At 69.0% G+C, this 20,769-nt stretch carries 24 protein-coding genes and 3 pseudogenes; 13 read left to right on the forward strand and 14 right to left on the reverse strand.

The genetic code is table 11. The features are described from left to right. The first annotated feature begins 133 nt into the window (after positions 1-133). The gene (locus F7R91_RS25325; RefSeq protein WP_150951477.1) at positions 134-472 is read left to right on the forward strand and encodes an STAS domain-containing protein; all 339 of its coding nucleotides are present in this window, start codon (positions 134-136) and stop codon (positions 470-472) included. 148 nt (positions 473-620) lie between these two features. Here F7R91_RS25325 and F7R91_RS25330 read toward each other — a convergent pair whose 3' ends face one another. After that, complete coding sequence (locus tag F7R91_RS25330) at positions 621-1,859, reverse strand: PP2C family protein-serine/threonine phosphatase (protein ID WP_150951479.1); 1,239 nt, start codon at positions 1,857-1,859, stop codon at positions 621-623. A gap of 241 nt (positions 1,860-2,100) precedes the next feature. Between F7R91_RS25330 and F7R91_RS44310 the strand changes: the two genes are divergently transcribed. Beyond that, entirely contained in the window at positions 2,101-2,247 is a 147-nt protein-coding gene (locus tag F7R91_RS44310; RefSeq protein ID WP_191971625.1) for a hypothetical protein, read from the forward strand. 191 nt (positions 2,248-2,438) lie between these two features. Here F7R91_RS44310 and F7R91_RS25340 read toward each other — a convergent pair whose 3' ends face one another. The 6 genes and pseudogenes from F7R91_RS25340 to F7R91_RS25365 form a co-directional block, all read right to left on the reverse strand. After that, positions 2,439-2,648 carry a hypothetical protein gene (locus F7R91_RS25340; RefSeq protein WP_150951481.1) on the reverse strand — a complete coding sequence of 70 codons (210 nt, stop codon included), beginning with the start codon at positions 2,646-2,648 and terminating at the stop codon, positions 2,439-2,441. Between the two features lie 5 nt (positions 2,649-2,653). Next, complete coding sequence (locus F7R91_RS25345) at positions 2,654-3,235, reverse strand: DUF5994 family protein (protein WP_150951483.1); 582 nt, start codon at positions 3,233-3,235, stop codon at positions 2,654-2,656. A 253-nt stretch (positions 3,236-3,488) separates the two neighbouring features. Then, entirely contained in the window at positions 3,489-3,677 is a 189-nt protein-coding gene (locus tag F7R91_RS25350; protein ID WP_150951486.1) for an STAS domain-containing protein, read from the reverse strand. A gap of 129 nt (positions 3,678-3,806) precedes the next feature. After that, positions 3,807-4,055, reverse strand: coding sequence for a hypothetical protein (locus tag F7R91_RS25355; protein ID WP_225320776.1), 249 nt, complete (start codon positions 4,053-4,055; stop codon positions 3,807-3,809). Positions 4,056-4,142: 87 nt separating this feature from the next. Continuing rightward, a pseudogene (locus F7R91_RS25360) lies at positions 4,143-4,444 on the reverse strand (SpoIIE family protein phosphatase); the annotation flags it as partial. 97 nt (positions 4,445-4,541) lie between these two features. After that, a pseudogene (locus F7R91_RS25365) lies at positions 4,542-4,927 on the reverse strand (DUF5994 family protein). A 179-nt stretch (positions 4,928-5,106) separates the two neighbouring features. Here F7R91_RS25365 and F7R91_RS25370 point away from each other — a divergent pair. After that, positions 5,107-5,358: a hypothetical protein gene (locus F7R91_RS25370; RefSeq protein ID WP_150951488.1), complete on the forward strand. Its 252-nt coding sequence runs from the start codon at positions 5,107-5,109 to the stop codon at positions 5,356-5,358. Between the two features lie 153 nt (positions 5,359-5,511). Continuing rightward, positions 5,512-6,039 carry a DUF5994 family protein gene (locus F7R91_RS25375; RefSeq protein ID WP_408056061.1) on the forward strand — a complete coding sequence of 176 codons (528 nt, stop codon included), beginning with the start codon at positions 5,512-5,514 and terminating at the stop codon, positions 6,037-6,039. Between the two features lie 63 nt (positions 6,040-6,102). On the opposite strand, the gene F7R91_RS25380 is transcribed toward F7R91_RS25375, so the two are convergent. The 3 genes and pseudogenes from F7R91_RS25380 to F7R91_RS25390 all read right to left on the reverse strand — a co-directional run bounded on the left by F7R91_RS25380 (position 6,103) and on the right by F7R91_RS25390 (position 7,236). Continuing rightward, a complete protein-coding gene (locus F7R91_RS25380; protein ID WP_150951489.1) occupies positions 6,103-6,501 on the reverse strand; it encodes a DUF5994 family protein in 399 nt (132 codons plus the stop codon). A 43-nt stretch (positions 6,502-6,544) separates the two neighbouring features. Beyond that, positions 6,545-6,724: pseudogene (locus F7R91_RS25385) on the reverse strand (acyl-CoA desaturase); the annotation flags it as partial. Between the two features lie 263 nt (positions 6,725-6,987). Beyond that, positions 6,988-7,236, reverse strand: coding sequence for a hypothetical protein (locus tag F7R91_RS25390; RefSeq protein WP_191971626.1), 249 nt, complete (start codon positions 7,234-7,236; stop codon positions 6,988-6,990). A gap of 190 nt (positions 7,237-7,426) precedes the next feature. Between F7R91_RS25390 and F7R91_RS25395 the strand changes: the two genes are divergently transcribed. The 8 genes from F7R91_RS25395 (at position 7,427) to F7R91_RS42155 (ending at position 14,556) form a co-directional block, all read left to right on the forward strand. Next, complete coding sequence (locus F7R91_RS25395; protein ID WP_150951493.1) at positions 7,427-7,783, forward strand: hypothetical protein; 357 nt, start codon at positions 7,427-7,429, stop codon at positions 7,781-7,783. Positions 7,784-8,219: 436 nt separating this feature from the next. Further along, the gene (locus F7R91_RS25400) at positions 8,220-8,450 is read left to right on the forward strand and encodes a PTS transporter subunit EIIB (protein ID WP_150951495.1); all 231 of its coding nucleotides are present in this window, start codon (positions 8,220-8,222) and stop codon (positions 8,448-8,450) included. Further along, positions 8,447-8,911, forward strand: a complete 465-nt coding sequence (locus F7R91_RS25405) for a PTS sugar transporter subunit IIA (RefSeq protein WP_150951497.1) — start codon at positions 8,447-8,449, stop codon at positions 8,909-8,911. Before F7R91_RS25400 ends, F7R91_RS25405 begins: the two co-directional genes overlap by 4 nt. Continuing rightward, positions 8,908-9,672, forward strand: coding sequence for an HAD family hydrolase (locus tag F7R91_RS25410; RefSeq protein WP_191971627.1), 765 nt, complete (start codon positions 8,908-8,910; stop codon positions 9,670-9,672). The genes F7R91_RS25405 and F7R91_RS25410 overlap by 4 nt, the downstream gene beginning before the upstream one ends. After that, the gene (locus F7R91_RS25415; protein WP_150951501.1) at positions 9,669-10,691 is read left to right on the forward strand and encodes a Gfo/Idh/MocA family protein; all 1,023 of its coding nucleotides are present in this window, start codon (positions 9,669-9,671) and stop codon (positions 10,689-10,691) included. Before F7R91_RS25410 ends, F7R91_RS25415 begins: the two co-directional genes overlap by 4 nt. Beyond that, positions 10,688-11,713, forward strand: coding sequence for a Gfo/Idh/MocA family protein (locus tag F7R91_RS25420; RefSeq protein ID WP_150951503.1), 1,026 nt, complete (start codon positions 10,688-10,690; stop codon positions 11,711-11,713). Before F7R91_RS25415 ends, F7R91_RS25420 begins: the two co-directional genes overlap by 4 nt. Before the next feature lie 382 nt (positions 11,714-12,095). Further along, positions 12,096-13,841: a WD40 repeat domain-containing protein gene (locus F7R91_RS25425; RefSeq protein ID WP_191971628.1), complete on the forward strand. Its 1,746-nt coding sequence runs from the start codon at positions 12,096-12,098 to the stop codon at positions 13,839-13,841. 544 nt (positions 13,842-14,385) lie between these two features. Then, positions 14,386-14,556 (forward strand): hypothetical protein, encoded by a 171-nt coding sequence (locus F7R91_RS42155; RefSeq protein ID WP_191971629.1) that lies wholly within the window; start codon positions 14,386-14,388, stop codon positions 14,554-14,556. A gap of 515 nt (positions 14,557-15,071) precedes the next feature. On the opposite strand, the gene F7R91_RS25435 is transcribed toward F7R91_RS42155, so the two are convergent. The 3 genes from F7R91_RS25435 to F7R91_RS25445 all read right to left on the reverse strand — a co-directional run bounded on the left by F7R91_RS25435 (position 15,072) and on the right by F7R91_RS25445 (position 18,705). Beyond that, complete coding sequence (locus tag F7R91_RS25435; protein WP_225320777.1) at positions 15,072-15,500, reverse strand: NUDIX domain-containing protein; 429 nt, start codon at positions 15,498-15,500, stop codon at positions 15,072-15,074. 269 nt (positions 15,501-15,769) lie between these two features. Further along, positions 15,770-17,914, reverse strand: coding sequence for a WD40 repeat domain-containing protein (locus F7R91_RS25440; RefSeq protein ID WP_150951510.1), 2,145 nt, complete (start codon positions 17,912-17,914; stop codon positions 15,770-15,772). 302 nt (positions 17,915-18,216) lie between these two features. Continuing rightward, positions 18,217-18,705 (reverse strand): ABATE domain-containing protein, encoded by a 489-nt coding sequence (locus tag F7R91_RS25445; protein ID WP_191971630.1) that lies wholly within the window; start codon positions 18,703-18,705, stop codon positions 18,217-18,219. Positions 18,706-20,144: 1,439 nt separating this feature from the next. Here F7R91_RS25445 and F7R91_RS25455 point away from each other — a divergent pair. Further along, the gene (locus tag F7R91_RS25455; RefSeq protein ID WP_150951514.1) at positions 20,145-20,354 is read left to right on the forward strand and encodes a site-specific integrase; all 210 of its coding nucleotides are present in this window, start codon (positions 20,145-20,147) and stop codon (positions 20,352-20,354) included. 71 nt (positions 20,355-20,425) lie between these two features. Here F7R91_RS25455 and F7R91_RS25460 read toward each other — a convergent pair whose 3' ends face one another. Next, positions 20,426-20,701 carry a hypothetical protein gene (locus tag F7R91_RS25460; RefSeq protein WP_150951516.1) on the reverse strand — a complete coding sequence of 92 codons (276 nt, stop codon included), beginning with the start codon at positions 20,699-20,701 and terminating at the stop codon, positions 20,426-20,428. Positions 20,702-20,769 lie beyond the last annotated feature (68 nt).

Consider the following 20,769-nt stretch of genomic DNA (forward strand, 5'->3'; position numbering starts at 1 on the left):
CGGTTGCGGGGGGCCGGTTCACGGGTTCCGGAAATCGCCCCTTTCACGGGCATCCTGTCCCGCCATCGCCGCCGGGACGCCCTTGCGGGCGCGGCCTTGGGCTCATGACCCCCTTAACGAGGGGGCGCTCACCTTGCTCATCACGACCACGATCGATGACGGCGCGGCTGTCATCAGCCCGCGCGGAGAGATCGACTTCGACGCCCTGCCTGGCCTGCTCGCCGCCGCCCGAGAGCTGCCGCAGTCCGTCACCCAGGTGACCTGGGATCTGCGTCAGGCCCTGTTCATGGACATCGCCGGCCTCCACCTGCTCATCCAGCAGCGGCTGGCATGCCTGGACACGGACCGGACACTGACCGTCACCGGGCTGAGCCAGCAGCCGCTGAGGCTGATACGACTGGCTCAGCAACTCTTCCCCGCCGGGGACTGGGGCGACTTCCTTCCCGGCGGCCTATGGGCGACTGCCGCCTGATGATGGCCAGTTGCCGGGTCCGGCTCGGTCCTCCCGGTTGGGCAGACGCCGTCGCGGTGAGGGGTGGGAGAAAAGGGCCCGGAGCCTCAACAAGCGACTGTTTCCCGAACCTGGTGTCGGCGTACGCCTCGTCGGTGGCCGTGTCGGTTCAATCCATGGTGGCGAGGTGGTCGGCGGCGCCGCCGCGCCACTCGGTCAGGAAGAGCGTTGCGTCGTCGCTGGTACTCCCCCCGCGTTGCTGTTTCAGGCTGTGGGACAAGGAGCGCACCGTCGCTCGCACTCCTTCTCCCGCCTGCTCCGTGCGGTTGACGCAGTCGATGAGTTGTTCCTCGCCGAACTGCTCGCCGCCGGCCTCGTGTTCCTCGATCACCCCGTCGGTGAAGCACAGCACACGGTCGCCGCGCTGCAGCGTCAGCTCGCTGATCTGGGGTTGTTCGCCGCCGAAGCCGACCGGCAGGGTGGTGGGGCCGTGAAGTTGCCGGATGACCTCGCGGTTGCGGATCAGCAGCGGTGCGGGATGGCCTGCGTTGACCCACTGCAGATGACCGGTGGTGATGTTCAGGTGCATCATCTGCGCGGTGACGAAGTGGTCGGGCCCGAACTGCTCGGCGATGGCCCGGTCCATGAACGCGTAGATCTCGGCCAGGCCGATGCTGGCGCGTCGGGCGTGCCGGTAGGCACCGATGGCGACGGTCGCCATCGTGGCGGCGTCCAGGCCGTGGCCCATCGCGTCGATCATGGCGAGGTGCAGGATGTCGCCGTTGAGCGCGTAGTCGAAGCTGTCCCCGGCGACGTTGTAGGCAGGCTCGAGGATGCCGGCCACCGCGACCTGCGGTACGGCCATCGCCAGCGGCGGCATCAGGGACCACTGGATCTCCGCGGCCACGCTCATCGGTTCCAGGCGGCGGGCGAGGAAGAACTGGTCGGTGTAGCTGTGCTTGGTGACCAGCATGTCGGCAACGAGGCCGGCGAGCCTGCGCAGAAGACGCCGGTCGTTGTCATCGACGGCGTCCAGGGTGAGCGCCATCACCCCCACCTGGTCGCTGCCGTCCAGCAACGGCAGGTACATCCGGACTCCCTCGGCCTGCGGCACCTCGACCGGGGTCGCACGCAGGAAGGCGGTGCCCGCGTGGGAGTCATCGATCGGCTCGGGCTCGCCGACGACCAGCCGCGTGCCGGGCAGGGGCACCAGCTGCTGCTGCCCGTAGTCCTGCAAGAGGATGGAGACGTCCCGGCCACCGACCCGGCTCATCTCCTCCGCGATCAGCGGGGCGATCAGCTGCGGCGGCATCTCATGTGCCCGGTCGAGCAGTACGCCCAACAGCCGTTCACCGAAGCCTTCCGACCGGTCCACCGCGCTGTTGTCAGGCCGTTCACCGTCCGCCATACCCGCGTCGTCCTTGTCTGCCTCCAGTGGTTTCACCGGGCACGGTGGACGCCCGTCTCGATGACCCCGCGGACCCGCTCGAAGACCCACTGACGCGATCTGTACACACGGACTCCTGACACGACCGTGGTCAACCCGCACAGCCTGCCCCGGCCAACCAGCCCTACGAGCCCATTACGCCAACAGCGGCATGTCACACCCGGCCACAGCTGGCGCGCTCCTCCCATGAGGGCGTGAGGTCATGGCCGTCAGATCTCCGTCGGCATGGCTTTCGGTGCGGCTGCCGACCGGCGATCTGCTGCTCGTCAGCCAGGAGCGGGCGGGTCCGGCCGGCGTTTCGGTGGCGACCGTGAGATGGAGCCTGGGGCCGCCGCCCGGGGCCGGGTAGCTGCGCTGCTCAGTCCCGGCGATGCAGTGCCGCAGGGCCTCGGCCACCGCACGATAGGTCTCAGGAGAGGCCGCGACAATGCGGACTTCTGCCCGTCCGGTCGCCCGCAGGGCCTCGGTGCCGCTCTTGATCGTTCTCAAGGGAGTGCTGTCCTTTTGGCGGGGGCGGGGAGCCGGCCGGCGGAAGGTCCGTCATCGGGCGATGCCCGTGTGGTCGACCGGGGAGGCCGGCGTGGGCGGCGGCCTGTGGTGCTTGCCGCGACGTCGGCCGACGCCGGGCAGGACGTCGCTGTAGTGGTGGGCGGCGATGCGTGCGTCGTGCTGGGCGTTGAGCAGATGGATCAGGCGCACGCCCACGGCGACGGCGATGAGCAACGCCGCGATGAAGACGATGGTCCCCATGACGGTCACCCCTGGGTGTTTCCGGGCGCGGGCTCGGGCATGACGGTCAGCCCGATGTGCCCGTAGGGCGACATGCACGCCCCGCCCTCGGCCTCCCAGGCGTCTTCCCAGTCCCGGCTGTCTCGCATGCCGCGTCCTATGGCGGCCTCGTTGGCCATCAGGACACCTGCCTTGAGGACGCTGCCGGGGATCGCGGCCGCGGCCATCAGCCGGGCCGCGGCGGCGGGCTCGGTCTCCGGCGGGATCACCAACAGGTCCCAGCGGCCGACAGTGAAGGAGAGCAGGATCAGCTTGTCCGCGTCCTGTTCGGTGAACCATCCGACGTGCACGCTGCGGCCGCCGTCCACAGGCACCTTGCGGGGGATGACGGGCCAGCGGCTGGGATTCACGGTGACGTGGGTGATGCGGCCCCAGGGATCATGGAGGGCCGCCGTCAGCGGCGGAAGCTCCGCGGTCAGATCGCGGCTGTAGGGCCACCAGGCGCCATCGAGCTGGCCTGCGAGTGTGGTCTTCGGTGTGAGCGACAAGCGCACCGGAAGCCTTGGGGCGAGGTCGCGCGGCGTGGTGCGGTCGAGGGTCGTGGTCATGGTGCGGACCTGCCCCCGGGCTGCCCGTCGGCAGCCCGGTGTTTGTTGATCGCCGGGAACGGCACCTGCGTGGAAGCTGGTGTTCGAAATGCTCCCGGTCCTTTAACTCTACTCCTGCACGATGCCCCAAACCGTTTTGTGACCAGGCGCTTTCGGCAGTACGGCCACAGGCCGGCGCAGCGACGACGAGCGGCGGCGCGCAAGATCCGTGGTACGGCCCTGACGGCGGACGGCCGTCAGGCAGCGATGTTCCTCAGGTGAGGCTCCCGGCTGCATCCCCTCGGCCGCCAAACGCTGCGTCGGCCTCCGCCACGGTGCCATGGACCTGCAGGACCTGATCGGCGCCCGTCATCTCCAGGATCCGCAGCAGCGGCTGCGGCACACACGCCAGCACCAGCTCGACATCGCTCAACGCGGCCCGCCGGGAAGCCCTGAGCAGCAAACGGCCCCGGTGAAACCGCCGGGGCCGTCCTTTCAGGCGCAACACGTGAGAGTGCGCAACCCACACTCCACGGTATACCTGCTGACCGGGCCCAGCAGCCGGCAGCGTCCGGGCGGTGGCAGAGTGCCGCTATTCCGCATTACCGCGCCACTGTCCCTGGACACGGAACCAGAGTCCGGGAGCGTAGATCGATTCGACGACAGCGGCTTCGCCTTTGGTCACCTTGAGGATCCGCAATGCGCCGCTCGGAAGCAGGTCGTACTCGTACGTGGCGGGCGACTCACCTTCGGTGATGTCGGCGTAAGTGATATCTGCAGCCGCCAGCTCCGCGTATTCCTTGGGGGGCCGGTTCTCCACCAGCTTGATGAACACGCTCATACCTCGACGATAGATCCCTCGCGGTTTTCTCGCGTGACATGCCAGAGTCACCGCCCGCGGCCGCATCACCTGGCGGGCGGTATCGGCTCACTCCAGGGTGGCAAGGTGGTCGGCGGCACCCTCGCGCCACTCGATCAGGAAGAGGGTCGCGTCGTCGCTGGTGATCCCGCCCCGCTTCCGGATCAGGGTGTGGGAGAGGGAGCGCACCACCGCCCGAACCCCTTTCTCGGCGTGCTCGATGCGGTTGACCCAGGCGATGAGTTGCTCCTCGCCGAACTGCTCGCCGCGGACATCGTGCTCCTCGATCAGCCGTCGGTGAAGCACAGCACCCGGTCGCCGACTTGGAGCGTCTGCTCGCTGAGCTGGGGCTCGTCGCCGCCGAAGCGGACGATGTGGAGCTCGACGCACGGGTCATTTCGGGCTGCTTCGACACCGCGAACATCCCTGGTACGGGACCGGCCCGACGGTCGCCTCGGCTGACCGCCGTCACGTCTCCGACGCTGCCCGGTCAGTGCCGGTGTCAATGAGGATCTGTTCGGCCGGAGTCACGTTGTCGGCGCGGACGGCTTCGGCCATCGCGGCGCGCGCCGCGTCGGGCGTCGCATGCGGCGGGATCACGAGGTCGGCAGTTCTTCCCAAGCGGCGGTGTCCAGGCCGATACGTGTGATCGGCCCAAGGTGCTCGGTCAGCGCGGCGATCAGCGCGGGAAGCTCGACGGCGATGTCACGTGACCGAGGCCACCATGCCCCGTCGAGAACTCCCTGCCGGTCGTGAGTCGTCTCCAGCCGTATGACAGCCGTCCCGGCCTTCACCGCCTGGTGGACGGTGTCCGGCAGGAGCCTCGTCACGCGTGGGGAGTCGGCGTCGGGCATCGCACTCGCCTACCTGTCTGCCAGCGAGAAACGCAAAGTAGGTTCTTCGTTTCACGGTACTCCGCGGCTCGCGGCGGCCGGGAAGCACGGCGGGCGCACGGGTGGGCTGCAAGAAGCGCCGGAGTAGAGTGAAAGATCGAGTCCACTGAGCAGATCCGTGCCCACACAACGAGGTCGCCATGCAGCCCGCGGAAACACCCTCGGACGGGCACGCCGACGTACGCATCGTCGCCGCCTCCCCCGAGGTCGCCCGTCGCGTCGCGGAGGTTCTCCGCCGCTGCTTCGCCACCACCGAGCAGCGCAGCTATCCTGCGGGCTCCACGGGAGGGACGCGTCTCCAACTCACCGTGGACACCACGCGCGCGGCGGAACCGGCGCGGTCCTGGCTGGAGACCAGCCGCTCCTCGGGGGAGGACCGCCGACCGCAGTGAGGCGATGCCCAGGAGCGGTCCTTTCGGCCTCTTCGGGGAGTAGCGTGAACTCATTGGGAGCATTTCGCACATCGGCCCCGATGCCGGTGTCGTTCCTGGTGAGCAACGGTACCGGGCAACTGCCCACGCGCAGGGGTCCGGAGACGGGTTCGTATGATGTCCGCGACCACCGACCATCTCCCGCTGTATGCCGTGCCCTTCAGGGTGCCGACCGCGCGCCTCGCACTGAAAGCCGTGAGTCCCTCCCCCGGGCGGGGCGAGTTGGACGGGGCCTGGTGGCCTCGCTCCCGTGACCTGACACATGAGCTCACCGCGCTGGCCGACGTACTGGACCCGTTGTGGGGACGGATCACCCGTGTCGCCGTCAACCCCCGCTACTGGCCGATCATCCCGCGCAAGATCTTCGTCAACGGCCATGTGGTGAAGGTCGGTTGGTTCACCTCTGAGCTGGATCCGCACAAGATCCTGCTGCTGTCCTACACGGCCGGCCGCTGGGACCTCCTGGTGATTCCGCCGGAGACCAGTGCCCCCTCGGCCGCCCGGCTGATGGCCGCCGCGAGCGCGAGCACCGGCCCGCAGCTGACCGCGACCGCTCTCATGACGGCGGAGCAGGCCAACGACACTTCCTCGTCGTACGCGGCCGACACCGGACGGCCCGGTCGACTGGTGGCGGGGATGTGACGAACGGCGTCACCGCCCTGGCCGTCAGTGGGGATGGGCCGGGCAGTCTGTGAGGGGGCCGGATCAGGCGGGAACGCCCGCGGCGGCTGCCATGAGCGGTTCGGCGGCCTCCACGGTCGTATCCGGAGGCACGACCAGCAGGTCCCAGCGCCCCCGGCCGGGAGCGAGCAGGACGATGGTGTGCGGGGCGGGTGCCGTCAGGCTTCTGTGCAATCGTACGACCTGGTTGGCCACGAGCATCCGGCCGGGCGGCATGGACCACATGGGTCCGTTGACCGTGGCGCTGCTGATGTTGCCCCACGCGCGGGGCAATCCGGCAAGCAGCCGGGGGAGTTCGGCGAGTAGGTCGTACGAGCGCGGCCACCACGCTCCGTCGATGCGCCGGGGCGTGCCCCCCTGGGGCGCCAGGCGCAGGCGCAGGACGGGGTGGGAGGGAAGCGGAGGTTGCAGTGCGGTGGTCATGACGGGCTCCTGGCAACTGGCATACGCGGATGAATGTGTGGCGTCAGGCGCGACGGGCGGCGACGCTGGCCGGAGTCGGCTGGCGCACGTCGTACACCCAGCCGAGGCGTTCGAGGAGGCGGATGACGGCGGCCGACGGTTCGTTCTGGCCGCGGTCGACGCCGTGCCGGGCGCTGGTGGGGTCGGCGTGGTGGAGGTTGTGCCGGCTCTCGCCGAGGCAGAGTCCGACGGAATCGCCGTCATGGACACAGGGGAAATGGAACGACATGCGGGGCTCCTCGGCCTCGGTTGCGGATGGCGCGGCCAGGGTCAGGCCCGTGATGGGAGCCGCGAGGACGAGACCGGTCCGATACCGGCATGCGAAGGTCCCTCGCTGCCTTCACCGTACTCCCGCACGCTCCGAAACGAGACGGGCCGATCACGTGGCACCGCGTTGACGCGGACCGTCGCCGGACATCGACTGGCAGCTGGCAGCACGACGTAGGGTCATGCCACTCCGCTCACCACCGTGGTGGCTGCGCAGGAGAGCGTGGCCCGGGGCACGATCTCTTCCAGCGCCCGCCATAGAGCAGCCGTATCCACATCGCAGCCGGTCTCATCGATGAGCTCCAGCTCCTCGATGACCACCTTCGAGATCCGGGCCGCGATTTGTGCCGCCCTCTCCATCCTCGGCAGGGTCGACAGGCGCTGCTTGTCGGTGGACCGCTTCGCGGTGCCGATCACCTTGGTGGCCATCAGGATCTCGAACAGCTCCAGGGCCCCGTCCCGGCCTGCGCGGACAGCCGGTTCGGCGGGATCTGCTTCACCTTGCGGTGGCCCAGATGGAAGGCGGCAGAGAGCTTCCGATGTGAACACAACGACTTGACAGGGAACCGGACCAACATGCCTCAAGGAGTGCGTCGTGCATTGGACAGGATGGGTCGTTGTGACCCTTGTTGTGATCATCGGCGGATGGATGCTGTTCGACGGCCTGCACGCCCTGCTCAGCGGGGATTTCGTCACGCCGACGAGCGCACCACACGCGGGCCGGCTCGGACCGTGGGCAGGCCTGCTGTCCGCAGCGGGGCTCGACCCGCGGTCGATGCCGGTCAAGGTCGCGTTTGTCGGATACGCCAGTGCCTACCTCGCTGCCGGCATCGCATTCGCCGCACGGGTGCAGGGGGCGTGGTGGGCGGTGCTCATCCTTGCCGGACTGGGCCTGTGGTATCTGCCGTTCGGTACCGTGGCCAACCTCGCGGTGGTCGCCCTTGTGCTCGCGCCGGCACTGCGAACACCGGCATAGCGGCACTCGACAGAGCAGATCTGGGCCGCTCGTCCCCCAAACCGGCCACCGGGGCGCCCGTCTCGCCGACGTCCTGCCCTCACTGCAGAGCATCGACTTCACGGCATCCGTCCACCAGACGCCGACCGCCCGCTTGCGGTACCGCCTGGACCGCACAAAACGCGCAGTCATGGGCGGATCCGGCGTCTTTGGCAGTGGCCGCACCACCAGGCATCCCAGGCACACCCGTCACGACCATCGGCTCCATCCCCACAGTGGTGACCGTCTGGCCGAGTCTCGCAACCACTCGGCGACCGCCGATCAATTGACCTGCTCATGACATATTTGCAAACCGAACCCTCCCCGCGCTATCTTCTGGTCAGGTCTGGTAATTACCACTATGATTTCGGCGTCCCGCGAAGCGCCGTCCGGCACGCTCATCCATCGAGGGGCACACATGTCCAAAGCGCAGTTGATCGTCGAAGGGCTCGGCGGTGCCGGGAACATCGCCGACATCGAGGCCTGCATCACCAGGCTCCGCACCGAGGTGAACGACGCGAACGCCGTCGACGTCGGCGCCCTGAAGAAGGCAGCGGCTCTGGGAGTCCTCGTCTCAGCCGGTGTCGTACAGGTGGTCGTGGGTCCGGATGCGGACTCGCTGGCCGAGGACATCAAGGAGCTGCAGTGAGACTTGCGGTCCATGCCCCGCTGTCCGGGACCCTCGCCGCGCTCGGCAACGTCCCGGACCACGTCTTCGCCGCTCAGCTGGTGGGCTCCGGAATGGCGGTGGAGCCCGATGACGACACCGGGCCCATCGACGTCGCGGCCCCCGTCGCCGGCCAGGCCGCCACGGTACGCCCGCACGCGTTCGTCATCCGGACCGACAGCGGGTCGGCCGTCCTGGTGCACCTGGGCATCGACACCGTCCGGCTGAACGGAGAGGGGTTCCGCACCCATGTCGCCGAAGGAGAACAGGTCGAGGCCGGCCGGAATCTGATCACGTTCGACCCCGGCGCAGTCCGCGCCCGCGGTCTGTCCGCGATGTGCCCCGTCGTCGTCCCCGACAGCGCTCCCGGATCTGCACAGGCACCGTCGACCACCGCAGTGGTGCGGGCCGGGGCACTGATGTTCACCTGGGCCGCGCCGTGACGGCCGCCCGCCGCGGCATCCCGAGGCAGGGGGGCGCACACGGTCCCGACCCCCGGGACCGGTGCGAGGCAGTCCTGCTGGACCTGGACGGAACCCTCGTCCTCAGCGAAGAGGTCCACCGCCTCGCCTGGCAGGCGTTCTTCGACACCTGGGGCGTCACGGTGAGTGACGCCGACTACGAACAGCACTACATGGGACGGCGGCCCAGCGACGTCATCGCCGCCGTTCCCGGGCCCTGGACGGGCACCGACGCAGCAGCCGTGCTCTCCACCATGACCGCCTTCACGCTGGAACACGCCGGCAGCGTGAAGGTCGTGCCCGGCGCTGCCGCACTCATCCAGCAACTGCGCGTGAAGTACCCGCTGGCCGTCATCACCAGCGCCAGCGCCCCGTGGGCGCAGCACCTCCTCGACAAGGTCCTCGGCGTACGGCACCTGGTCGACGTGGTCATCACCTCCGAGGACACCACCGCGGGCAAGCCCTCCCCCGAGGGCTATCTGAGAGCCTGCGCGGCACTGCGCGCCCGCCCCGAGCACTGCCTGGCCTTCGAAGACTCGCCGTCCGGGGTCCGCGCCCTGGCCGCCGCAGGAGTGCGGGACATCGTCGGCATCACCACCACCGCCGCCGCAGCCGACCTCACCGGAGCCGGAGCGCGCTGGACCATTCCCGACCTCACCTCCGCCCGCCTGCGCACCATCCGTGACGCCCTCCAGGCACGCACTGCGGCAGGACGAAGCAACGAGAAGGAGAACCGAGCATGAGCAGACTCGATGTGGCGCTGATCGGGGCCGGCTTCATCGCCCGCACGCACATGGCGGCCTGGATCGCCCTCGGCGCACGCATCCGCATCTTCTCCACCGACGGCCAAGCCGCCCTGCTCGCCGAGGAGTTCGGCCTCACCGAGGCCGCCTCCCTCCCAGCAGCCCTGGACGGAGCGGCCATCGCCGACATCTGCACCCCCACCACCACCCACCACGACATCGCCCTGGCCGCGTTCGAGGCGGGTGCACACGTCCTGTGCGAGAAGCCGCTCGCCCTGACACCCAAGGACGCCCAGCACATGTCCGACGCCGCGCACGAGGCGGGACGCCTGCTCTACCCCGGACACGTCGTGCGGTTCTTCCCCGCCTACGTCCGCCTCCATGACGCCGTCACCTCCGGGGCACTCGGGCGCGTGGCCATGGCCCGCTTCACCCGCACCGGCCGCTACCCGACCTGGAGCAACTGGTTCACCGACCCCGCCCTGTCCGGAGGCATCGTCACCGACCAGATGCTCCACGACATGGACATCGCCCGGTGGCTCTTCGGCGACGTCGTCACCGTCCACGCCACCCAGCGCGGCCGCCCCCACGCCCCCGAGGGGCCCGTGGCCACCGGCAGCGCCACCCTCACCCATCAATCCGGCGTGATCTCCCAGGTCCTGGGCGTATGGGGCCCGCCTGCCACCCCCTTCCGATACACCTTCCACATCGCCGGCTCCCACGGCACCCTCACCCACGACTCCCTCGCCCACCCGTCCTTGCGCGTGACCGGCGCAGCCGGCGCGCAAGGCGACGGCGTGCCAACAGGTGACTTCGGCGAAGACCCCTTCGCCACGCAGATACGCGAGTTCGCCGCAGCCTTCCAGGGCGGCCCCGCCCCCCGGGTCAGCGCCCTCGACGGCGTAGCCGCCGTCCGCATCGCCGCTGCCGCACGGCAGTCCGCGGCTACCGGTCTGGCCGTCGCCGTCGCCGTCGACGACGCGTACCCGCTCACGCTCACGGAAGGAAGCCCCCGATGAAGGTCGCCCTCCTCTCCTTCGCGCACGTCCACGCAGCGACGTACATCCAGCTGCTGCGCGACCGCAGCGACATCGAACTCATCGTGACCGACCCCGACGCCGAACCCGGCGACCCCACACGCGGCAAGACCCTCGCAGACGAACTCGGCGTCCCCTACCGGGCCGACTACGAAGAAGCCCTCGCCGAACGCCCCCGAGCCGTCATCATCACCAGCGAGAACACCCGCCACCGGCAACTCGTCGAGCAGGCCGCCGCGGCCGGTGCTCACATCCTGTGCGAGAAGCCCCTGGCCACCACCGAAGAGGACGCACGCGCCATGATCGACGCCTGCCAGCAGGCCGGCGTCAGCCTCATGACCGCCTACCCCGTACGCTTCCACCCGGCCTTCACCGCCCTGCGGCACAGCACCACAGACGGCTCACTCGGCCGGCTCCTGAGCGTCCACGGTGTCAACAACTCCTCCCCGCCCGCCCTGGAACGCTCCTGGTTCACCGACCCCGCACTCTCCGGCGGCGGCGCCATCATGGACCACACCGTCCACATCGCCGACCTCATCGACGTCCTCCTCGACGGCGAACAGCCCACCCACGTCTACGCCGCCGCAAATGAACACCTCTCCCCCGCCCACGAAGGGGCAGCAGAAGCCGTTGAGACCGCCGGCCTGATCACCCTCACCTACCCGCGCGGCCTCGTCACCACCATCGACTGCAGTTGGAGCCACCCCGCCACCCACCCCACCTGGGGCGGCCTCACCCTCACCTGCGTCACCGAACGCGCCCTCGTCGAGTTCGACGCCTTCCCACCCCTCCTCACCGGCTACGACACCTCCCGCGCCACACCCCGCTGGGAACCTGCCGCCACCGACCTCGACGCGGCCATGCTCAACAGCTTCCTCACCGCCGCCCGCACCGGACAGCGCGCCCACCCCGACGGACACGCAGGTCTACGGACGCTGCGTATCGTCCTGGCCGCCTACGAATCCCTCCGCACCGGCCAGCCCGCCACTATCACAGCAGCCTGACCGGCCCACGAAACACCACCCACCGCCCAGAGCCGCCAGAGCTGGCGGGTGAGCACATGCCCGCACACGTGGCCGCCCGCCTCGCGTCGAGCAACCCCCACCGCACGCCGCGCCGCATGACCAACGAACTCGTGTTCAACTGCGCCTATCTGCGCGTGAAGAAGGGAGTGCAGAGTCCGTCATGTCTGATGACCTGCGAAAGGGCGGCTCGCACAATGGATCCGCGGCGGCAGAGGGGCAGGTGACCGATCCCGCATTCTGGGTGCACGCCGATCCCAGTGAGGCAATGGCGTTGCTGGATGCAGCGCCGGCTTCCAGCCCTCTGCCGATCGCTGCGGTGTACCGGGCGTCGGCGCATGTGCATCGTGAGGCAGGTGCGGGATTGCGTCGTCAGTTGCTGTCGCTCGATGCGGCCCGTTACGGGTACCGGGCGTTGTCGGAGCGGATCAACGCCGTGCCGGTGAAGGGCACGCCTGCGGCGCGGTGGGGTGTGGAGTGGGCCACCGGTGCCCAGCTCGATTCCCGGCTCCGGCATGCCCTGATCGGCCACTTCGGTGTGGTGCGTGGGGTGGCGATGACGGTGGTGAACGGCCGCCCCGTCGCCGTCACCGGTGGCGAGGACGCCACGCTGCGGCTGTGGGACCTGACCACCGGCCAGCAGCTCGGCGAACCGCTGGCCCACACAAGCCGGGTGGGGTCGGTGGCGACGGCGGTGGTGGACGGCCGCCCCATCGCCGTTAGCGGCGCTGAGGACGGGCGGCTGCGCGTCTGGGACCTGGCCACAGGCCAGCAATTCGGCGAACCCCTGAGGGGCCACCGGGACGCGGTGCCGGCGCTGGCAACGGCGGTGGTGAACGGCCGCCCCGTCGCGGTCAGCGGTAGCTGGGACGGAATGGTGCAGATCTGGGATCTGACTACCCGCCAGCAGGTGGGCGAACCCCTGAGGGGGCACAGCCATTTCGTGACCGCGGTGGCTATAGGGGTGGTGAACGGCCGCCCCTTCGCGGTCACCGGCAGCTTCGACAGGACGGTCCGGGTGTGGGACCTCACCGACCACCGACAGCTCGGCGAACCCCTCAACGGCCACACCAGAGGGGTGGGGTCGGTGACAACAGGGGTGGTGGACGGCCGTCCCGTCGCCCTCAGCGGCGCTGGGGACGGCACGGTCCTGGTGTGGGACCTGACCGACCACCGACAGATTGGCAAACCCCTGAACTGCCACACTGAGGAGGTGGGAGCGGTGGCAATAAGCGTGGTCGACGGCCGGCCCGTCGCGGTCACCGGCAGCTTCGACAGGACGGTCCGGATGTGGGACTTGGCCACCCGCCGACAGCTCGGCGCACCCCTCGACGCCCACAGCAGAGTGGTAGGGGCGGCAACGGGGGTGGTCAACGGCCGCCCCGTCATCATCACCGGCGCTGAGTTCGGCGGTCCGCGGGTGTGGGACCTGACCGTCGGCCAGCAGGCCTGCAAGCCACTGATCGGCCCCACCAACATGGTGAAGGCCGTGGCAACAGGCGTGGCGGACGGCCGCCCGGTCGCCGTCACCGGCAGTTGGGACGACGCGGCGTGGATCTGGACGGTGCTGATCTGGGACCTGGCAACCGGCCGGCAGCTCGGCAGACTTCCACAAAGCAGAGTGGTGGAGGCCGTGACGACAGGGGTGGTGGACGGCCGCTCCGTCGCGGTCACCGGCAGCCGGGATGGAACGGTCCGGATCTGGGATCTGGCCACCAGGCGGCAGCACGGGGAGCAGCTGCATGTCGACGTCCACAGTCCGCTATCGGCTCTGACAACAGGGGTGGTGGACGGCCGCCCTGTCGGCATCACCGGCTTGGGCGACGGACCGTTGCGGGTGTGGAACCTGGCCACTGGCCAGCAGCTCGGCAAGCCCCTGAACGGCCACACCCAATGGGTGTCGTCCGTGGCAACAGGGATGGTGAACGGCCGCGTCGTCGCAGTCACCGGCAGCTTCGACAGGACGGTGCGAGTCTGGGACCTCACCACCTGCCAGCAGGCCGGGGAGGAGCTGGTGTTCCCCACAGCCGTAGGGGCCGTGGCGGTGGCCCCGGACGGGCGGCTGGTGGTCTGCTTCGGACGGGAGATCGCCGTCCTCTCCCTCCGCTGACACCCGGCCCGCCCCCGCCGGACAGAAAAACGAAAACCGGCCCCAGACGGGAACAGCCTGGCCTCCGTCACCACCGAGACCGGGCCTCGACCGCCGCGCCCACCGGAGCCCTGCCCTCCTGACCAGCACCGAGGCCCACCGCAGGCCTGAAGCTCCTGGCACCACCACGACACGACACCCGCGCCAACGACGCAGGGCAGAGCACGTGTCCGCCCAAGCTGGTGTGCCGGTCACCTCCGCCCCAGCACACAACCAGCAGTCCCCTACAGCAGAAGGAAGGCTACGCACAGGCCATCTGGCGAATCATGGGCGCCACCGGAACTGCGCCGGCAACGTGGTTCCTTCCTCAGCCGTGCCCTTCGGCCGCACCACTGCACGGGCAAGCATCAAGACCGAGCCAGACAACCCGGCCAAGCCCATACCCTCTGCGGACGGGAGAGTCCTCGTCCAGCCAGCCCCGTTCGACCAGACGCTTCAGCTTCGAGCGAGTCCCCTCGGTCTTCGCTGTCTCTCGAAACGAGCCGCGCCCAAAGGAGATACGACGATGACGAGAATAGTCGGGTTCGCCATCGCCGCCGTCCTCTTGTCGGCCGTGGTGGTGTTTGTTTACATGCTGATTGACCTCATACGTGAGCGTGCCGTCGACGAGGCGGCATGGCGGGGGGCAGGAACGTGGCGCCCAGACGAGGACGACCATCCAGCGCGGCCGGAGTGAAGATGACCGCGTCCTCATCGCCGTGTTGACACCCGCACAAACCTCGTCGGCAAGGCGGGCGTCCCCCTTGGAGGGGCGGAACGCGGCGGTGACGGACGTCGACGCCTGAGCCCAGCGCCACCGGGAGCTCCACCACTGGTGTACGGCATGCCCGCTGCCGGTCGCGGCGATGGTGCAGCCGTGCTGCAGGCCGACCCTGTCAGGATTGACGATCCGGCACGTTTGCCTGCGGGGGTGCACGGCGCGCGGGTGTCGCAGCAGACGTGGTCCGGACCGCGTCGGGTACGTCAACGAGGACCTGCGCCAGCCCGAGGAGGAGGAGTCGGCCGACGCAGAATCCTCGTCGCCCCGCAGGGCGGCCTCGCGGAAGAGGACTTGGCCAGGAGGGGACGGGACTGTGTCGACCCTGGCAGACGCCCTGCCGAAGAGGGCCGTAACGACCCGTGCCGACTGAGGGCCAGAACGCTGACCACTCGACCGTGAGTCTCATCGTCCGGCGGCGTCCAGCTCGGCGATCAACCGAGGCCACGTGGCGGCGAATCCGGGGTGGAGGCGCAGCGAGTCGATCTCGGCGGGGGGGGGTACCACCTGTGCGCGACGCCTTCACCGTCGCCACGTTGTCGGAAGCATGGCTCCACGGCGTCCGCGACGACGGTGTGGTACGCCCATCCGCCGTGGTCATCGACGAAGGTGAGGACAGGAGACAGTGCCGGAACACTGCCGAGTTCTTCGGCGAACTCCCGGCGGGCCCCGTCCCACGGGGTTTCATCGGCTCTCAGCGCGCCACCGGGGATGCTCCAGGTGCGGCCGTGGTGGACCCGCCAGGAGCGGCGCTGAAGCAGGAATCGAGGGCCTTGGCGCAGGAGAAGCCCCGCGGCGCCCTGCGGGCCCCAGTGACGGCATCCGCGCCGGTCCCTGACGTATCCGTGACTGCTGTCGGCCATTAAGACTCCTGTTGCGGGTGCCGATGACGAACAGATGGGCGAACAGCGGACCAAGGGACACGTAGCTCAGCGCACTGTTCAGGCCGTGCGTCAGATCAGGGTTGGCGTCGACACCGGCCCCTCTCCCGGCCCACCAGGTCCGGCAGCCGCTTGAGAGCCTCACCACGTGAGCGCCGACTTCACCGGCCGGTCCACCCGTAAGAGGTGCAAACCGACCTGCTCGAAAGGGAAGCGGGCCCCGGATCAGTGTCCGGGCCCCTGGCACGGTCTCAGCGGGGGGCCAGGGCCGCGATGTCCGAGCCGAAACCGACCACCAGCCGCCCCTCCGGCGCCACCGCCAGGCCCCAGATGCTGGCGGGAAAGGTGTACGTGCCGGTCTGCCGCCCCGTGGTCGCGTCCCACACCCGTACGGTTCCGTCGTCGCCTCCGGCGGCGACGACCAGGCGGCCGTCGAGCATCCCCGCTGCCCCTGCCCGAACCTTGCTGGTGTGTCCCGTCATAGGCGGCCCTATTTGTTCACCCGTGGCCATGTCCCACAGATGGACCGTTTGTGTCAAGCGGCCGGTCAGGACGACGTTGCGGCCTTCGAGCGTTTCCAGGGCCAGCGGCTTGCCTTCATGCGGCGCCACTCCGATCCATCGGCGCACGGTCAGGTCCCACACACGTCCACGCCAGTCCACGGCAACGAAGCGTCCGTCCAGTACCGCGAAGAATTCGATGTTCGAGCTGGTGTACTCGGTCGTCGTCCGTCCGTGCAGCTGTTCCCGGGTGGTCAGGTCCCAGACCTGCACTGTCTTCTCCTGCCACCGGCCGCGCGTGATGAGGGTGAGCCGTCCGTCCACCATCCCCACCGTCAGCAGGTTCACTGAACTGGTGTCGCCGATCAGGGGCTCGGCAAGCTGCGCCCCGCTGTCGAGGTCCCAGATCCGTACCGAGCCGTCGTCGCCACCGGTGACGATCACGGGACGGCCCTCCACGACGGCCGTGGTGAACCCTGTCACGGGGCCCACGTGACGACTAAGTGGGCTGCCCGCCTCCGTTTCGCCGTCGAGGTCCCAGATCCGTACCGAGCCGTCGTCGCCACCAGTGACGGCGAGGTGACGCCCCCTCACCACCGCCGTCGCCGCTCCCCTCACAGTCCCTTCGTGGCCGATGAGCGGCGGGTACAGATGCCGGAGGGTGGACAGATCCCACACCTCGACCCGCCCATGGCGTGCCAGGAGGGCGGCGGGGCGGCCATGGAGCATCCTCAAGGCCGCCGCCTGTACGCCCCAAACGGGCTCACCCACTTGCTCGCCCGTGGCCAGGTTCCAGATGCAACCCGCGTAGGAGTTGGCGCTGATGGCCATCGGGCATTCGAACGTCGGGTCCGTCGCTAGGAGGCTCGTCATGGTGTTGAGGTCCAGGGTGACGCACCGGTGTAAGCGGTGTACCTCCCCGTCGCCGTCTCTGACGGCCCTCGGGCGGCCGGACGCCGGGTCTGTGACTACGCAAGACTCCCCGGCGTGGTCGCCCAGGGTGCCGAACTCCCGTCCCGTGACCAGGTCCCACGCCCTGACGGTTCCGGGTGTGACCGGGTCCCACGCCCTGCCGCTTCCATAGGAATCGCCGGTGACAGCGACCAGACGGCCGTGCAGCAGCGCCGTCGCCAGGGCAGCCACGGTACCGGTGCGAATGGTCAAGAGCTCACCGCTCTGGGTGGGGGCGGCCAGATCCCACACCCGTACCACGCCGTCGGTGCTGCCGCTGATGACGACCGGCCGGCCCTCGACCAGTCCGGTGGCGAGCGAGTTGACCCGGGAATCGTCGTTGGCTAGGTATGCGCCGACCGGTTCTCCCTCAGCGAGGTCCCACACCCGGACAGTCCCGTCGGAGCCGCCGGTGACAGCGACGGGACGGCCGTCCAGCACCGCCGTCGCCAGAGCAGGCGCGGTATCGGTGTGATCGGTTGCGGCCTTGCCGAGCTTCCTGCCCGAGGCCAGATCCCACCAGTGCAGCGTGCCGTCCCCGCAGCCGGCGACAGCGATTCCACGGCCCTCCACGACCACCGTCGCCACCACACCCGCGTTGGCCGGCGCAGGCAACGCATACCGCAGCCGGGAGTCCAGGCCGGTACCGGTCGCCCACTGCACGATCCATGGATCATCCGTTTCCTGGCAGACGGCCACCTTGCGAATCTCTGCTGCCAGTTGTGGCTGTCCGTACCGGGCGGCGTCCAGCGCCAGCAACTGCCGCCGCACTCCCGCCGCTGCCCGCCGGTGCACAGCTCCCGACGCCTCGTACACCGACACCAACAGCTGGGATCCGTCAAGCAACGCCCTGACCCGGTCCGGGTCACCCTTCACCAGCACCTCAGGAGGCACACTCCAGGCTTCCGCCCAGCCCGCTTCGCTCTCACGTGCATGATCAGCCATGCAGACACCGCCCGCCCATGGGAGCCACTACGGCCACTTGCAGCGAAACCGAGTCTGAGCCCCGGCCGCAGCGATCACATGTGGCCACCCAGCAATCCAGAATGGTCATGACCAGACCCTACCAATTGCTCGAGGATATCGACATCGCCGCCTGAATGAGGGTGCGATTTCGCCGTGCCGCCACACCAGGCCGAAGTATGCCGACACGAGGGACCGAGAGCCACCAACCCACCGATGACGCAGGCAGGTTGGAAGAGGGCCGAGAAACCGGGGGTGGAGTCCGCCGACCTGATCACCCTCACCTACCCGCGCGGGCTCGTCGCCACCATGCGACTCCAACTGGAGCCGCTCGAGGGGACGAGGCCGCTCCCCTCAGCGGTGATCACCGGAATCAGCGGATGCAGCGTCCCGGCACGCCCAAGCAGTTGTTCGACCTCAGCCAATCTTGAATCCGTGCCGTCGCCGTCACCCGTACACGTGAGCATCACGGTCACCAGGGCCTGTCTGAGCTCGCACGCGTTCGCCGCGTCCGCGTCCGCGATCAGCGTGCCCTCGGCAGCCAGCCTCCACCCGACCAGCCACTCGGCCATGGTGCCGGCGTCGGTGAGCCGCTCCGAACGCCCGTCGACCGGGCATGTGTTGACGTCATCTACGGCCAGCTCGCTCTCCCCGGCGTGGGACTGCTGGCTGCGACCAAGCACGCCATCGAAGGCATGTCCGACGCACTGGCAGCCGAAGTGGCGCCCCTGGGGATCACCGTCACTCTCGTCGAGCCCGCCCCACTGCGACACCGTTCCTGTCCAATCTGGAGTTCGCCGAGACCGCCGAGGACTACGACCAGACCGTACGCGCGGTGCAGAAGACACTGGGCTGGGCTATCTTCCCCCGAGGCGTTCTGCGACCCGGCCAGGACCGCTCAGGTCATCCTGGGAGCGGTCAACTCCGCAACACCCCCGCGCCGGCTTGCCCTGGGCAAGCCGGGCGGAGACCGATCTGCGCGCGCCGCGCTGACAGCCCGTCTGCAGGACCTGGACGAGCGGGCCGAGGCCACCCGAAGCGTCGACGCCTAGAGCTGCGGCGGGTCGTGACGACCACCCCGCCGCCACGACCTGCCGCTTCCCGTCGTCGCACGAACCGTCCCTCCCCTCGTGGCGTGGAGCCCGTGATTGCAGGGGAAGTTGGGAGTCACGGGGTCCAAGCAACCGCGTACGACGCGGAGTTCCGTGAGGGTGCTGTACACATCGTGATCGAGACCGGGAAGCCATCCCGGAGGTCGCCGAGGAACTCGGCGTCAACCCGGGCGCGCTGCACAGCTGGGTCTCGCGCTGGCGCCGCAACGGGTCGGCGACGTCCGACCGCGCCGCGGAGCCGGCGGGCGGCTGCGCCGGGAGACGGCGGAAAAGGACAAGCGCATCCGTGAGCTGGAGATGGTAGGGCGTGGTGTGCTCAAGCGATGCATGGCCCTCTGGGTGAAGCGACCGAGGAGAAGGCGTGGCCTACCTCAAGCAGCCCGCCCGACTGGGGAGTTGCGCCTATAGCCATCACAGGCTACGTTGTGGTTCGGTCTGGTAATAACCAGTTGAGTTTTCTGGTGGTGCCCCCTCGCTGAAAGCGAAGCTCAACTGGCACAAGATCGTCCACTGATAATCGTCTGCGCTCCGAACGCAAGCGCCACACCCGAACGCCAGAAAGCTTCCGTTATGAGGAGCACACGCCCAGCCATGAACCGACGCGACTCCCTGAAGATCGCAGCCGTCGGCATACTGTCAGCCACCGGCCTCGGAACCGGCTGCGCGGCAGCTGATCGGACCCCCACCGACGCATCCGCCGCCCCGAGCACTCGCCCGCAGAACTCGACGACACCCGCGCCCACCGTGTCTGACGCGGGCACCGCGGCCAGTACGACCGGGCCGTCCAAATCGACTCCGCCGTCCAGCCCGAGCGCGGCTTCCAAAACGACGCCTTCCACTGCTGCGCCCCGCATGAGGGGGCTGAACAACCGTTCATCGCAGTTTGCGGCCATCTGCTACGACAACCATTTAGAGAACCTATCGTCCTACGCCCGACCAGGCGCCCTGGTAGTAGCCGGCCGCACCAACTACGCCCACCGTGCCTTCACGCACCGGCGAACTGCCCGCCGGCTTCGCCAGCGACGTCCGAGCCTGGCTGCTGATCCTGCTCGACACGGTCCCGCACCTGTCTCTACGTCTACTTCGGTTGTGTCCGGCCCTTGCTGGAGAACTGGGCGACGACCCGCGGGCACCTGCGCGAGATCACCGTCGTCGACGTCACGACCGCGCTGTCACCCCTGCGTGGATGGCAGCGTCGCAACGCCATCGAGGCACTGCGCTCACTGTTCCGCTTCGCCAAGAAGCGCGGCCTGATCTTCGCCAACCCCACCACCCGCCTCAAGACCGAAGACATCCCGCGCAGCGGCTGATCGTCGCCCTAGCTGCCGTCCACGCCGCCCGCGCCACAGCCATCCGACGCCTCACCTTGGACGACCTCGACTTACCCAACCGTCGGATCACCATCGCCGGACACGCCCAGCGGCTCGGCGAACTGCCCTACCAGACCCTGCTGGCCTGGCTCGCCCAGCGCCGGGTCACCTGGCCGAAGACCCCCAACCGGCACGTATTGATCAACGCGAAGACAGCCCTGGGAACCGGGCCCGTCAGCCCCGAATACCTCAAGCGGCACCTGCTGCACCAGGGCGTCTACCTCGAACGCATCCGCGGCGACCGGGTACTTCACGAAGCTCTGACCCTCGGCGCCGATCCGCTGCACCTCGCCATGGTCTTCAACCTGTCCCACACCGCCGCGAGCCGCTATGCGGCCATCGCCCAGAACCTGCT

Origin of the sequence: Streptomyces luteolifulvus (assembly GCF_008806595.1) — a bacterium.
GTDB lineage: Bacteria > Actinomycetota > Actinomycetes > Streptomycetales > Streptomycetaceae > Streptomyces > Streptomyces luteolifulvus.

Bases quoted from the DNA above. Each gene is read 5' to 3' on its own strand.
- F7R91_RS25375 (WP_408056061.1), top strand. From the start codon at position 5,512: ATGATGTCCGCGACCACCGACCATCTCCCGCTGTATGCCGTGCCCTTC.
- F7R91_RS25380 (WP_150951489.1), bottom strand. From the start codon at position 6,501: ATGACCACCGCACTGCAACCTCCGCTTCCCTCCCACCCCGTCCTGCGC.
- F7R91_RS25355 (WP_225320776.1), bottom strand. From the start codon at position 4,055: ATGAGCGTGTTCATCAAGCTGGTGGAGAACCGGCCCCCCAAGGAATAC.
- F7R91_RS25390 (WP_191971626.1), bottom strand. From the start codon at position 7,236: ATGGCCACCAAGGTGATCGGCACCGCGAAGCGGTCCACCGACAAGCAG.
- F7R91_RS25330 (WP_150951479.1), bottom strand. From the start codon at position 1,859: ATGGCGGACGGTGAACGGCCTGACAACAGCGCGGTGGACCGGTCGGAA.
- F7R91_RS44310 (WP_191971625.1), top strand. From the start codon at position 2,101: ATGGCCGTCAGATCTCCGTCGGCATGGCTTTCGGTGCGGCTGCCGACC.
- F7R91_RS25435 (WP_225320777.1), bottom strand. From the start codon at position 15,500: ATGGCCGACAGCAGTCACGGATACGTCAGGGACCGGCGCGGATGCCGT.
- F7R91_RS25420 (WP_150951503.1), top strand. From the start codon at position 10,688: ATGAAGGTCGCCCTCCTCTCCTTCGCGCACGTCCACGCAGCGACGTAC.
- F7R91_RS25345 (WP_150951483.1), bottom strand. From the start codon at position 3,235: ATGACCACGACCCTCGACCGCACCACGCCGCGCGACCTCGCCCCAAGG.
- F7R91_RS25440 (WP_150951510.1), bottom strand. From the start codon at position 17,914: ATGGCTGATCATGCACGTGAGAGCGAAGCGGGCTGGGCGGAAGCCTGG.
- F7R91_RS25370 (WP_150951488.1), top strand. From the start codon at position 5,107: ATGCAGCCCGCGGAAACACCCTCGGACGGGCACGCCGACGTACGCATC.
- F7R91_RS25340 (WP_150951481.1), bottom strand. From the start codon at position 2,648: ATGGGGACCATCGTCTTCATCGCGGCGTTGCTCATCGCCGTCGCCGTG.
- F7R91_RS25415 (WP_150951501.1), top strand. From the start codon at position 9,669: ATGAGCAGACTCGATGTGGCGCTGATCGGGGCCGGCTTCATCGCCCGC.
- F7R91_RS25400 (WP_150951495.1), top strand. From the start codon at position 8,220: ATGTCCAAAGCGCAGTTGATCGTCGAAGGGCTCGGCGGTGCCGGGAAC.
- F7R91_RS42155 (WP_191971629.1), top strand. From the start codon at position 14,386: ATGACGAGAATAGTCGGGTTCGCCATCGCCGCCGTCCTCTTGTCGGCC.